The organism is Corynebacterium tuscaniense DNF00037 (assembly GCF_000759055.1).
GTDB lineage: Bacteria > Actinomycetota > Actinomycetes > Mycobacteriales > Mycobacteriaceae > Corynebacterium > Corynebacterium tuscaniense.
This window is the reverse complement of the sequence record NZ_JRNG01000055.1, coordinates 1-12,567: the sequence shown is the minus strand read 5'-3', so window position 1 is coordinate 12,567 and position 12,567 is coordinate 1. Positions and strand designations below refer to the sequence as shown.

Below are 12,567 nucleotides of genomic sequence, written 5' to 3'. Positions count from 1 at the left end.
GTGACGGGTGCCGCGTTACTTTTCCATACCCAGTTTGACTACCGCATCTCACCCCCCACACACCACCAGCGGAAACACGAAACAGATTCCACAATCGTCAAACCAACCCAACAATGGCGGCATATCTTCACGCCCGTCGGGGTGTGCTGGCGCGCTAAGACATACAATCTTCTTCAAGTTTATTGGTGTGATGTTAGGAGTTCGGGCCCGATGACTATTCTTTCTGCGCTGTTGTTGTTTGCTATGGGCATCATGGCCGGCATCATTAACTCAGCCGTTGGGTCTGGTTCGCTTCTGACCCTGCCGGTGCTGCTGGCAATGGGCGTGCCGCCGGGGATGGCGGTGAGGACGAACACGATTGGCATGATGTTCGCGTCGTTTGGGTCGGCGTGGGGCTTCCGTAAGGAAACGAAGGCGGAGATGCCCTATCTGGGCCCGCTTATTGTTTCCACGATCGTGGGTGCTGCGGCTGGTTCGCTGTTGCTTCTGGCTACACCGTCTTCAGCATTGGACTTTGTTATCCCGATCCTTATTGTGGTGGCACTCATCCTGGTGATCTTCCAGCAGAAGTTCGTTAGCTGGTTTTCGGCGAGTCATGGGATGAGTGAGGGCGGGGGAGTCGTCGGTAAGCCATACAAGCGTCCTGGACTCGTGGGGGCTATGGGCCTTGCGTCGATGTATGGCGGATTCTTCACGGCGGCGCAAGGCGTGCTGTACATGGCGATTATGGGTGTGGGCACGGGCCGGCCGTTCAAGGACGTGAACCCGGTGAAGAACTTCCTATCCATGATCGTGAATACGATCGCGGCGATGGTGTACGTGGTCGCCTTCTTTCTCTTTGATGCGGAGATCCTGTGGGTCGGCGTCGCGGTACTTGCGGTAGGTGGTCTGCTCGGCGGGTTGGTGGGCGCGCGGATTGCAAAGCGTCTGTCCAACACTTTCCTGAAGGGGCTCATCGTGACGGTGGCTTTGTACGCGTTAATCCGTCAGTTCGTGTAAGCGCACAAAAAGAAGGCCGTTCCCCTAACGGGGTGCGGCCTTCAAATGTTTGTGGGGAAGAGAGTTACTTCTTCAGGATGCCGTAGGAGTTGTACAGCTCAACCTTGCGCTCTTCGCCCTTGTGCAGGTCACCGGAGACTTGGTAGAAGTCAATCTTGAAGGTGTTGTCGGTGACGGTGTAGACAGCGAAGGACTGAATCGTGGACTGGCGGTAGTTCTCGTGCTTGTACTCGAACTTGGGGGAGTCCTCGGGCTGCTCGGCAACGTCGTAAAGCGAGTTCCAGTAGTCCGTGTCCTCGTCGGTCATCCAATCCAGCTTCGGACGGACCTTGTGAACGTGGTCGGCGCCCTTCTTGTAGATCGCGTCGTAGGTCTTGGTACCGGAGGTGTTCGGGATGATGTAGGTGACACCCTGCGGGTTGACGTGGTGCTCAACGCCGTCGATGGTTTCCTTCTCCGTGTCCTCGACCTCGCCGTAGGCGAAGTTGTCCGGGGTGTACACGAGGGACTTGGTGCGGGTCAGGTTGTGGTCGTGGCCCTGGAGGACAACGTCAACGCCGAGCTCATCAGCGATCTTCACAAACTCCTCGCGGGTGACCTGGACATCCTCATCCTGCAGTGCGTGGTAGGAGGCGGAGTAGACCGGCTTGTGGTAGGTCAGCACGATCCACTTGGCGCCGGCCTCACGGGCGGCGGTGATGTCCTGCTTTGCCCACTCCATCTGCTTTTTGCCAATGGCGCCCTTCTCCGGGTTGTCATCGGATTCCTTGTTGTCGTTGGTGTTCAGGACAACGAAGTGGATGCCGGAGTGGTCGTAGGAGTAGTAGGAGCCACCGTCAACGGCGTTGCCGGTGATCGGGGTGTTGGTGTGCTCGTTGAAGGAGGTGAGGTGCTTGCCCTTCTCCCACAGCAGGGTGTACTCGTCGTGGTTGCCCGGGGTGTATGCGTGTGGCAGGTTGATGTTGGCCTTGCGGGACATGTTGAGGTTGTCCACCCATTCGTCTTCAACCGCCGCGGTTTCCACGAAGTCACCGGTGTGGACTGCGAAGGTAGCGTTCGGGGCAACCTCCAGGGCCTTCTCCAAGGTGTTGGCGCCGTAGGCGGCCTCGTTGTTCACGTTGGCGTTCCAGTAGGCGTTCTGGGTGTCGGTGTAGTGGATGAACTGGACTTCCTCGGCGTTCGGGTCCGCGGTGGTGAATGAACCGGTCTCGGAGAAGCCTTCGGACTCAGAGCCCACCTGGAAGTAGTACTTCTTGCCCGGCTTCAGGCCGGTGGCCTTGCTCTTGTTGCTGTTCTCCTTGACGTCCACGAGCTCGAGGTAGCCCAGCTTCGGGCCCTCGGAGGTCCACTTGGTGTTCTCGCGGGTGATCTGCTCGTCGGTGAAGTAGCCCTTGATCTCTTCCGGCTTACCTTCGTCATTGAGGATGAACTTGCCGTCCTCATCGGTGGGAGCAGAGGCGTAGATGTAGTAGCCGTTCTTGTCGCGCTCAGCGTAACGGTTGGTTACCTCAGTGGTTTCTGCCGGGAATTCCATGGCGCCGGACATGTCCTCCTGCTCGGAGACACGGAGCGTGGAGTCGTCGAGGTCATCCTTGGTGTACCAGTTGAAGCCCATCTCCGTGGAAGGGTCTTCGGTGATGTTCATGGCGATGCGGTCTGGCTTATTATCCAGCTCCACTTCGGCGACCTCGGGCTTCTTGTCGGAGAGCTCGATGAGGTCCAGGCCGTTCTTATCGCCGTAGACCGGATCGGCATCCTTCGATGCAGTTCCGTCGGCGCCGGTGTTCTGCGACGACGCGTTCTCATTGCTTGGCGAGCACGCAGTCAGAAGAACAGAGGTGCCTGCCACAACGGCAAGCAGCTTGAACGTGATTGATTTAGATTGCACGGTTGAAAATCCTTCGGCAGTTGTTGACACTGTCGCGGACTACCTTGCCGTGCCCGGGTTAACCCGTAGTTGCCGTGCTTTAACCTAAATATGAATTTCTTCCAAGGTTTCTTTAAAGCTCGAGGAGGTTCATGCGGGTCGCCTTCACGTCCTCAAGCCGTGCCCGGGCCTTGTCCAGCTGGCGCCATTGTTCGTGGGGGATGGCCTGCTGAGCTTCGCTGATAATCGCGTTGTCTGGCGTGGCCCACGCGATGGGCATGGGGGTGACTTCCTGCCAGTGGTCAGCATCACGCGTGGAGCGACGGCCACCAACAGCCACTGCTGGCACCTTCGTGCCCACCTTCGGGTCTGCGATGCCCGGGATCGAAGACACGGTGCGCAGCGCGGCCGCGTAACGGGGTGGCAGAGTCTCATCCACGTTGACATTCACCAGCGCCAGGAGCAGCACATCACGCGGATTCACTTCGGCGATGACAGCGGGTACGAGCGGATACCGGTCGTAGAGATCCTGCGCGCTGCCCACGGAGCGTGGTACCAGAAACGCCACGAGCAGCATGATTGATCCGAACAGCACGAGGCCAAGCCCGCCGAGCCACCGCCACGGGTTCGCGGGATCCATGAGGAACCACATGGTCGCGCCGGCCGCCACACAGATGACAAACAGACTCACACCGGAGATAACCACCTTGCGGGTATCGCGGAGCATCTCGTTGTGCTGTTTGGCAAAAGCTTCGTCGACGTCGAAGTGAAAGTGATTCATGGTTTCCAGTCTAAAGGTCCGCTGCGTCTACCAGCCGGTAGGCGTAGCCCTGCTCGGCGAGGAAACGCTGGCGGTGCATCGCGTACTCCGCATCGAGGGTGTCGCGCGCAACGACGGTGTAGAACAGGGCCTCAGTACCATCAGCCTTCGGGCGCAGGAGTCGGCCGAGGCGCTGGGCTTCCTCTTGGCGTGAGCCGAAGGTGCCGGAGACCTGGATGCCCACGGCGGCTTCCGGCAGGTCGATGGAGAAATTAGCCACCTTTGACACAACGAGCGTCTGGATTTCACCATTCCGGAAAGCATCGAAGGCGGCTTCGCGTTTCTTGGTAGTGGTTTTGCCGTCGATAAGCGGAGCTCCTGTGCGCACGGCGATGTCTTCGAGCTGCTCAATGTACGCGCCAATGATCAAGGTCTGTTGACCTTGATGTTGCGCAAGAAGCTTATCGACGACCCCCAGCTTCCCCTCACTACACGCCGCCAGGCGATACCGCTCCCGGGTTTCGGCGGTGGCGTACATCATGCGCTCGTCTTCGGTGAGCGTGGTGCGGACCTCGACGCATTCGGCGGTGGCGATGTAGCCGGCGGTTTCGAGTTCTTTCCACGGGGCGTCGTACCGCTTCGGGCCGATGAGGGAGAAGACATCGTCTTCGCGGTGGTCCTCGCGCACGAGTGTGGCGGTCAGCCCCAGGCGCCGGCGGGACTGGAGGTCCGCGGCCATGCGGAAAACGGGGGCGGGCAGGAGGTGGACTTCGTCGTAGATGATGAGGCCCCAGTCGCGGGAATCGAAAAGTTCGAGTGCCTTGTACTCGCCCTTGGTTTTGCGGGTAACCACCTGGTACGTGGCGATGGTCACCGGGCGGATCTCCTTGCGCTCCCCGGAGTACTCGCCGATTTCCTCCGGTGTGAGTGTGGTGCGGCGTAGTAGCTCGTCGCGCCATTGGCGGCCGGCGACGGTGTTAGTGACCAGGATGAGAGTGGTCGTCTGCGCCTGCGCCATGGATGCTGCGCCCACGATGGTTTTGCCCGCGCCACAGGGGAGCACCACCACGCCTGAGCCACCTTCCCAGAAGCTCTCGGTGGCGTACTGCTGGTAATCGCGCAGCTCCCAGGCGTCCTCTCCGTCCGATCCAGCGGTGAGCTGGATCGGGTGAGATTCGCCGTCGACGTATCCAGCTTGGTCATCCACCGGCCAGCCGAGCTTGGTCAGCTCCTGCTTGATCCGGCCGCGTTCGGAGGGGTGGACGGGGGCCGTGGTGGCGTCGATAAGCTTGCCCACCATGGGCTGAATCTTCTTGTTCCGGGTGATCTCCGTGAGTATCGCGGCGTTATCCGCCTCAAGAATGAGGCCGTGCGCCGGGTGCTTGATCAGGCGGACCCGGCCGTAGCGCGCCATCGTCTCAGCGACATCGATGAGCAGTGCCTGCGGGACGGGGAAGCGGGAGTAACGCTCCAACACGTCAACGGCTTGCTCCGCGTCGAAACCTGCCGCCCGCGCATTCCACAAGGCCAGTGGTGTGATGCGGTAGGTGTGCACGTGCTCCGGTGCGCGCTCAAGCTCCGCGAAAGGAGCTAAGGCTGCACGCGCTTCGCCGGCCTGGGGGTGCGCGATGTCGAGAAGAACCGTCTTGTCCGACTGCACAATGAGCGGGCCGTCACCTAAAGCCATGGGGGCGATTATGCCCGTCTAGCCTCGGGTAGTCGAACCTCGGTGGGGTTTGAGCAAAAAGTGGTAGATCTGCGCTATGCCTGCTAAGCCCACATCTGTCGTCCTCGGGGACCACACAAGCTTCTACCGGGCATTGCGTGATCGCCAGGAAGTCATCAGCGTGCTCCAACAAGAGAATGGACCCGTCCAGGTACATCTAGGGTGCACGGCACGGGTCCGATCATCTGGGTTGGTTAGCCTCGCAGCGCCTCCGACCACTTGGTGGTCTTGCCGTTGTTGAGGATGGAGCGGCGGTAGATGCGTGCGGCGAGCCAGACGACGGCCACGGTGGCGACGGCGGCGAGCGCGAGGGAAGCCGCGAGCTGGAGTGCGGTGAGGTCGCCGGCCGCGTAGGTCAGGGGAGCGGTGAAGATGGATACGGGTGGGATCCAGCTGGCTACCTGCATCCAGGTGGCGTCGGTGTTTGCGAAGCCGAAAGCGGGGACGTAGGCGCTGGCGAGGAGGAGCAACAGGACAGGCATTTGCGTGGACTGGAGGTCCTCAGTGCGCTGCACCATGGCACCTGCTGCGGCGTACAGGCCCGCGAAGAAGAGCATGGCCAGTAGGTAGGACACAAACATGATGGGCAAGATGGACCAATCAATGCTGACGTCTTCCAGGAGGCCCGTGACCTGGAGCGCGGCGAAACCGGCTCCGAGCAAGATCGCGGAGGAAATGAGACCGAAGATGAGGTTGCCCAGGATCTTGCCAGCCAGGAAATCGAGCGGGCGCACAGCAGCGAGGACAAGCTCAACGACGCGGGAAGATTTCTCCTCGGTCACGCGGCTGCCCACCTGCGCGGCAAAGGTGATCACCATGAACATGATGAGCATGATCAAGACAAACGCGGTGAGCAGGCGCGTGAAGTCCCGTTCAGAAGCAGCATCATCCTTGTCGGCATCGATGTTGGCAATATCCACTGCTTCGACGTTGATTTGCGGGGCGGCGGCCTGGAAATCTGCGGGTGAAATTCCAAGTTCTTCCAGTGCGGCGGCCTGCGAGTAGGACTCGGCGAGGGCATCCACGGTGGTCATCACTGACATGTCGGGGGTGCCGTCGGAAATGACCTGCCAGGTGTCGTTCTCCGCGACGAGCGCGGCATCGACATCGCCGTCACGCACGAGGCGCTCGGCCTCCGCGCGGTCAGCCACGTCGTGCGCCTCAAATCCGGAGCCTTCGAGCAGTTGCTTATCGACGTTCACCACCGCCACCGGTGTAGCTGACCCTTCCGGATCCTTGTCCTTCTGCCAGGATGCGATTCCAACGGCCGCGAGAATACCCACCAGCATGATGACCAGGGTGAGGATCACAGCCTTCTTGCTAAAGAGAATCTGGATCTCACGCTTGGCAGTGGTGAGGATGGTGTGGAGTGGGGAGTAGGTGTTCGTAGTCATTTACTTCACGACCTCCTTGAACAGGTCTGTCAGGTCGGGGACAACACGGCTGAATTCGTGCACCTCACCAGCGGCAAGTGCAGCATGGAGAATGCGCTGATCATCATCGATGGAATTGGTTTCGAGGATAACGTGGGTGGAGGCATCGCTAATAAGCTCGGTGCCCTCCGGGAACCACCCGCGGGCGGTGGTGCTCACCTTGAAGCGAACCGGGCCGCCCGCGCGCAGCTCATCGACGGTGCCTTCGGCGACCATACGGCCACGGCTGACAATGCCCACGCGATCACAGAGACGCTGAACCAGGTCGAGCTGGTGGGAGGAGAAGACCACGGGGACGCCGCTACGGGCGCGGACTGTGAGCATGGTGCTCATGACATCGACGGCGACGGGGTCGAGGCCGGAAAACGGCTCATCAAGAATGAGGATCTCCGGGTCGTGGATGAGGCTCGCAGCGAGCTGGACGCGTTGCTGGTTACCCAGCGAGAGGTCGTCGAGCTTGTCATTCACGCGCTCACCGAGGCCGAGTTCTTCCAGCAGCTCCGTGCCACGCTGATTCGCCGCGGCACCGTCCACGCCATGCAGCTTGGCCAAGAAGACCAGCTGGTCAAGGATCTTTTCCTTGCCGTAGAGGCCACGCTCTTCGGGCATGTAGCCGATGTGGCGGCGTGAGCCGTCGTTAAGCGGAATGCCATTGAGCAGCACCTCGCCGGAATCTGCTTCGAGCACGCCGAGCGCGATGCGCATAGTGGTGGACTTGCCGGCGCCGTTGGACCCGACGAAGCCGTAGAGCTCGCCATCGCCGACGGTGAAACTCATTCCGTCCAGGGCTTGTGTGTCGCCGAAGCGTTTATGTAGGTCTCTGATTTCAAGAGTGGTCATTTCAGTCCTCCTTGCGGTTGAAGGTGATCGCGTAGCCGATCATGGGCAGGGTGGAGACGAATAGGTAGGTGAAGATCATGTACAGCCCAGCCGCGATGAGCACGGTGACATCCACTGTGTCCCTTGCGAAGAATGCGTAGGCACAGAAGCCGAGTCCACCAATGAGAGTGAGCGCTGAGATGATCCGGAAAGCGCGGTTGCGCCAGGTGGTGAAAACATCGCGCTCGTATTCATCGAGTTCTGCTTCCGGGACACGGTCCTTGCGGTCATTTGCTCCGCGGATGATGGTCCAGGACACCATGGAAACGAGCATGGCTGCGGTGTAGCAGACCAAAAACACAGTTGGATCCATATTCGTGGCCAATGAAGCGATGAAGAGGAGCACCGCGACTGTCAGGCCCGCGAAATACGCCGCCATCAGAACACGTGTTGCTTTCTGGTTGCGTACCCGTTCCGCGCCGGGAAAAGGCGGTGTTGATCTCATGGGCGGTACAACTCCTTCGACATTGGGGAGAATTCGGTGCGGGAGAACACTGCCTCGATTGGAAGGTCGAATACCTCGCAGACCCGGAAGGCCAGATCGAGGCTGGGGGAGTGATCACCACGCTCCAAAGCGCCGATGGTTTGCGGGTTCACGTCGATCAGTTCGGCGAGTTGGTTGCGCGACATGTCGCGCTCCGCCCGCAAGACGCGAACCCGATTATGAATCGGACTCTTCGGCTGTTTTCGTGCTGCCACGCAATAGAGTGTTGTATAAACCCAACAATCTGTCAACGGGTACAACAAAAAAATTTAAGACAGGACTCGTTTTAGGTGGTCATTGGGCTGAAGGATTTGGCGTCTTTAGGCCATGACCACTTTGGTGATGCGTGGCAGGGCGATGCGTACGACGGAGTCGGTTGCGGCGATGTGGACATCGACCTGGCCGGCGGACACCGACAGCGGGCGGGCTGTCAGGGTCTGTCCACGCCCATGCTTATCGACGTAACCCAGCGTCACCTGCTTCCTCCCGCGCGCTGCGGCGCGGAGGGTCTCCAGGGGGTTGCCGGTGGTGGTTGGTGCGGGTGTGCTGGTGGAATCCGCGGGGGTGTCGGAGCGCAGCCGTGCGATGATCTGGTCGGCTTGATCGGCTGAAACCGACGTCTGCTGCGGCAAATGTGACGGTGTCGCGGGCACGAGGGCTGGTTCCGGCGCCATGTTGAGCTGCGCGCCGGATTCGTCTTCAGCTGTTGGCTGCAGGCCTGCTTTGCGCAGGGCATCCATGAGCTTGGGCAGGGGTAGTTGTGCGACGGCCACTGTCGGGGCGAGGGGCCTGAGGACGCTGGGGAGTTTCTCTACTGCCGTGGTAATGAGCGCCGGATCAGCGCTGCGGATATAGCTCATGGCTGTGCCTGCGCGGATGGAGCCGTGGGTGCGAGCGGTGTCGCTGATAAGGAACGTGATGCCTTGTGGGATCTCGCCGAGGACGTGGTCTGTCAGCCATGCGTGGATCTCGTCGGCGGTGAGACCGCTGTCGAGGCCGTTGCGGACAGAGCCGTCCGTGATACGCCACACGCTGGCTACGCCTGGGGATTCGAGTTCCGCGATCTTTTCCAGAAAGTTGCCCATCTCCGGTTCGAGTGGGCCGGGAGCCAACACCGTCATATCCGCTTGGGCGATGAGGGTGTCTACTGGTGGTGGAACGAGCTCGCTGGTCGCGGCGGCGATATCAGCGTGATTGAGGAGCGCTCTCAGCGGTGAAGAGATAGCCGGTGTGGCATCGAGCGCGCCGACGAACTGTGCTTCCTGTGCTGTGGCCTCGATGAACTGTGGGGATATGCGCGTGGCTGCGAGAGGCGAGTGGAAGAACAAACGCTGCACATTGCCGGCCTGGCGCAGGACGGTGAGCCGATTTGTTCGTGCGTCTGGCGAGCGCATCTCAGGCGACAGCAGCTTCGCATCCGTGTCCAGCCGCCATGGGGACGCGGCCCAGCCAGCAAGAAGAATCGCCCACTGATCCGACAACGTTGCATCCAACCACGTCAGGGAATCCCGCGTGGCGCCGAGAACATCCACGTCATCCACGTTGCCGCGGCCGATGAGACCGGCGGATTCACCGATGGTGATGAGAAGCGCCGGATCGAAGCCGAGCTTTTTGCTCAGGTTCGTCCGCGCGCGAACGCCGACGGAACCGTCCTTGTTCAGCGGGATGGGTTCCTGCAAAAAAGACGTGATGAGCTGGCGGAGCTGACGCACTGCATCAAGGCCCTGGGTTGTTGCTGCCTTATCCGCGTCGCTTTGGTCGACCTCCGGTGTTACCGGTTCCTCCATAGGGAAGCTGCGCGGCGGATAGCCGCGGAGAACGTCGCGCACTGGGCGGGGGAGGCGCACCGTCGTGGAGTTCGCGCGGACGAGCAGGCCTTTGGCAATGAGTGTGGCAATTGGTGTGTTCGGGTCCGCATCGGGTGCAGCTGCCTTTGTAGTTCCCTGGCCACCGGAAACGGACAGTGTGACCAGTACGCGTCGTTCAGCGGGGGTGAGGCCGGCCACGAGCTCTTCCACATCATCCGGCGCGGTCTCCGCCACGCGCCAGCCCTGGGGCATGGCGCTGAGCACGCCGGGGGCAACGCGCACGGCATTATCGGGGCCGTAGATGAGTGCGCGTTCACGGAGGGGAGTGAGGTCTGCTTCAGTCGCGTCGAACGGAGCGAACTCAGCACCCGCATCCCCGAGACGCTCCAAGAGGACGATAGCGGGGGTGGAGAGCTGGTGTAATGCGCGCGCAGCGGAACCCGGGAGTGCGAGCCGAGTGGCCAGCGACGCGATGGACGGAGGCGCAGGATAGAACGCCTCCGGGCGCAGAAGAATGAGCGTGCGGAGCTCTTCGTCGGTGAAATCAGCGAGCGCTTCAGGGAACGTAGTCATTGCGGGGGTGATTCTACGTGCGTTTTTGGCCTTGGCGTGAAAGAATGATGTACATGGCTAAAGACGTTGACAACATCACCAAGATTAACCCGGCGTGGCCTGCACACACCCCGGGTGATGGCCACCCAGTGACGGAGATTAACTCCAAGTTGGCCGCAGCTTCCAGCCCCTACGGCGACGACCTTGTGTTGCCGCGTCCATGGGAGGAAACCGGTTATGTTCACCCGACCACCCGCATCAACGGCGCGAACTAAACCTGCGTTTCGGTTTAAGTAGTACAAGCGAGTCCGTTCGGCGTTTTGCCGAGCGGGCCTTCTTTTTATTCATTGGCGTTAGTGCCTGTTCAGGCATGGTTTTCTATCCTTTTACAGACAGCATTGTCCGCTAGGCGAAGGGTCGCTATAGACAGAGCTGTATGTGCTTTGTAGACTCTCCAGTGTTTTATTAGTTCAACAGAAACACTGGAGGCTTCCATGATTCTTACTGGTTTAGCAGTGGGTGTCGCCCTCGGCGTGGTGATGCAACGCGGACGATTCTGCGTGACGGGCATGCTGCGTGACGTCTTCTTGCAAAAGCAGGGGCGCGGGCTCGTCGCATTCTTTATCGTCGTTGCGGTACACGCGATCGGTCTTGCCGCTTTGACATCGCTCGGTGTGATTTCACCGGAGTACCGTACTTTCGCCCCCATCGCTGTTGCTGTTGGTGGCTTCATCTTTGGTATGGCGATCATCCTTGCCGGTGGTTGCGCCTCAGGTACTTGGTATCGCTCCGGTGAAGGGCTGGTTGGTTCATGGTTTGCACTACTCTTCTACGGGTTGTCTGCGTCCGCGATGAAAAGTGGCTTCCTCTCTGGTTTCAATGACAAGCTGAAAGAATGGGACACGGGGTGGACTACTTTGCCGCAGACCTTCGGAATCTCCGCATGGTGGTTTGCTATCCCACTGGCTCTGGGCACTGCTTATCTTGCGCAGCTCTACCTTGCCCGCGATGCTGCCAACCCGAAGGTGACGCTGGAGCAGCCGTGGTACCGCAAGCCACTGCATCCGTACACCGCTGGTGCCGCGATCGGGCTTCTTGGCGTGCTCGCATGGCCGCTGTCCGCCGCTACCGGACGAAATGATGGCCTGGGCATCACTACACCGTCGGCGCATCTGACCAGCTACATCACTACCGGTGAAACTGAATACTTCAACTGGGGCACCCTGCTAGTTCTGGGCATACTGGTTGGTTCTTACATTGCTGCAAAAGCTTCCGGCGAGTTCCGTCTCCGCGTCCCCGACGGGCGTACATCAGTGCGCGCAGTCATCGGCGGCATCGGCATGGGGGTTGGCGCGTCCCTGGCCGGTGGATGCACCGTGGGCAACGGCATGGTTCAGACTTCTCTATTCAGCTACCAGGGCTGGGTAGCCATGGCATTTATCGCAGCAGGCGTGTACGTCGGTGCCAAGCTGTGGCTGAAGCCATCCGGCGTGAAGCAGGGCTCTGCTGACGCGGGTGTATACACCACGGATGAGTCCATCAGTGACCCTGAGCTTGCTGGGCTTGCGTCCGACAAAACTGAAGCGGAGGAAGCCGCACCGGCATTCAACATCGTGTCCGCCTCCGGAGGTGTCGCGCTGAAGACCAAGCCGAAACAAGACACCACCGCACGTCCGCTGGGCGGTGGCCGATACGTCCTGGACACCCTGGGGGATGTGTGCCCATTCCCGCTGATTGAGGCCAAGCAAGCGATCTCCGAGCTGGATTCGGGTGAGGAGCTTATCATTGATTTCGACTGCACCCAGGCAACTGAGTCCATTCCGCAGTGGGCTGCTGACAACGGCCACGGTGTAAAGGACTTCGTTCAAAACCAGAACGCCGGTTGGCAGATCACGGTGGTCAAAGACGCCGCGAACTAGGTTGCTACTTACCCCAGCAGTTAATTGCTGTTTTTGGGCATGGCGAAAGACCAGCTGTTGCTGGCTTTCGACATGGGGAGTGTCGTTTATCTGCTGTAGAGCAGTGTCATGGCTCCGTAGGGGTGGGTGGTGTTGGGGGT

11 protein-coding genes are annotated in these 12,567 nt (G+C 60.3%); 3 read left to right on the top strand and 8 right to left on the bottom strand.

All coding sequences use genetic code 11. The annotated features are described in order from the left end of the window. Positions 1–210 precede the first annotated feature (210 nt). Positions 211–999 (top strand): sulfite exporter TauE/SafE family protein, encoded by a 789-nt coding sequence (locus tag HMPREF2129_RS09960; RefSeq protein ID WP_034666190.1) that lies wholly within the window; start codon positions 211–213, stop codon positions 997–999. Between the two features lie 64 nt (positions 1,000–1,063). Here the strand turns inward: HMPREF2129_RS09960 and HMPREF2129_RS09955 are convergent, their stop codons facing one another. The 8 genes from HMPREF2129_RS09955 to HMPREF2129_RS09920 form a co-directional block, all read right to left on the bottom strand. After that, positions 1,064–2,887 (bottom strand): purple acid phosphatase family protein, encoded by a 1,824-nt coding sequence (locus HMPREF2129_RS09955; RefSeq protein WP_034666187.1) that lies wholly within the window; start codon positions 2,885–2,887, stop codon positions 1,064–1,066. A 112-nt stretch (positions 2,888–2,999) separates the two neighbouring features. Further along, positions 3,000–3,647, bottom strand: a complete 648-nt coding sequence (locus HMPREF2129_RS09950; RefSeq protein WP_034666185.1) for a DUF3239 domain-containing protein — start codon at positions 3,645–3,647, stop codon at positions 3,000–3,002. A 10-nt stretch (positions 3,648–3,657) separates the two neighbouring features. Beyond that, positions 3,658–5,313: a DNA repair helicase XPB gene (locus tag HMPREF2129_RS09945; protein ID WP_034666183.1), complete on the bottom strand. Its 1,656-nt coding sequence runs from the start codon at positions 5,311–5,313 to the stop codon at positions 3,658–3,660. A gap of 233 nt (positions 5,314–5,546) precedes the next feature. After that, on the bottom strand, positions 5,547–6,746 hold the full coding sequence (locus tag HMPREF2129_RS09940) for an ABC transporter permease (RefSeq protein ID WP_034666181.1): 1,200 nt from the start codon (positions 6,744–6,746) through the stop codon (positions 5,547–5,549). Further along, entirely contained in the window at positions 6,747–7,625 is an 879-nt protein-coding gene (locus HMPREF2129_RS09935) for an ABC transporter ATP-binding protein (protein WP_034666172.1), read from the bottom strand. Between the two features lies 1 nt (position 7,626). Beyond that, positions 7,627–8,109: a hypothetical protein gene (locus HMPREF2129_RS09930; RefSeq protein ID WP_034666171.1), complete on the bottom strand. Its 483-nt coding sequence runs from the start codon at positions 8,107–8,109 to the stop codon at positions 7,627–7,629. Further along, positions 8,106–8,363: a helix-turn-helix transcriptional regulator gene (locus tag HMPREF2129_RS09925; protein WP_084576805.1), complete on the bottom strand. Its 258-nt coding sequence runs from the start codon at positions 8,361–8,363 to the stop codon at positions 8,106–8,108. Before HMPREF2129_RS09925 ends, HMPREF2129_RS09930 begins: the two co-directional genes overlap by 4 nt. Positions 8,364–8,468: 105 nt before the next feature. Further along, a complete protein-coding gene (locus HMPREF2129_RS09920; RefSeq protein WP_034666167.1) occupies positions 8,469–10,529 on the bottom strand; it encodes a helicase-associated domain-containing protein in 2,061 nt (686 codons plus the stop codon). A gap of 53 nt (positions 10,530–10,582) precedes the next feature. Between HMPREF2129_RS09920 and HMPREF2129_RS09915 the strand changes: the two genes are divergently transcribed. Together HMPREF2129_RS09915 and HMPREF2129_RS09910 are read left to right on the top strand one after the other, a co-directional pair. Further along, positions 10,583–10,783 carry a hypothetical protein gene (locus tag HMPREF2129_RS09915; RefSeq protein WP_034666192.1) on the top strand — a complete coding sequence of 67 codons (201 nt, stop codon included), beginning with the start codon at positions 10,583–10,585 and terminating at the stop codon, positions 10,781–10,783. A gap of 219 nt (positions 10,784–11,002) precedes the next feature. Next, positions 11,003–12,427: a YeeE/YedE thiosulfate transporter family protein gene (locus HMPREF2129_RS09910; protein WP_034666165.1), complete on the top strand. Its 1,425-nt coding sequence runs from the start codon at positions 11,003–11,005 to the stop codon at positions 12,425–12,427. Positions 12,428–12,567 lie beyond the last annotated feature (140 nt).

Excerpts from the sequence above, each read along its gene's own strand:
- HMPREF2129_RS09960 (WP_034666190.1), top strand. The coding sequence starts at position 211 with ATGACTATTCTTTCTGCGCTGTTGTTGTTTGCTATGGGCATCATGGCC.
- HMPREF2129_RS09950 (WP_034666185.1), bottom strand. The coding sequence starts at position 3,647 with ATGAATCACTTTCACTTCGACGTCGACGAAGCTTTTGCCAAACAGCAC.
- HMPREF2129_RS09945 (WP_034666183.1), bottom strand. The coding sequence starts at position 5,313 with ATGGCTTTAGGTGACGGCCCGCTCATTGTGCAGTCGGACAAGACGGTT.
- HMPREF2129_RS09940 (WP_034666181.1), bottom strand. The coding sequence starts at position 6,746 with ATGACTACGAACACCTACTCCCCACTCCACACCATCCTCACCACTGCC.
- HMPREF2129_RS09935 (WP_034666172.1), bottom strand. The coding sequence starts at position 7,625 with ATGACCACTCTTGAAATCAGAGACCTACATAAACGCTTCGGCGACACA.
- HMPREF2129_RS09930 (WP_034666171.1), bottom strand. The coding sequence starts at position 8,109 with ATGAGATCAACACCGCCTTTTCCCGGCGCGGAACGGGTACGCAACCAG.
- HMPREF2129_RS09920 (WP_034666167.1), bottom strand. The coding sequence starts at position 10,529 with ATGACTACGTTCCCTGAAGCGCTCGCTGATTTCACCGACGAAGAGCTC.
- HMPREF2129_RS09915 (WP_034666192.1), top strand. The coding sequence starts at position 10,583 with ATGGCTAAAGACGTTGACAACATCACCAAGATTAACCCGGCGTGGCCT.
- HMPREF2129_RS09910 (WP_034666165.1), top strand. The coding sequence starts at position 11,003 with ATGATTCTTACTGGTTTAGCAGTGGGTGTCGCCCTCGGCGTGGTGATG.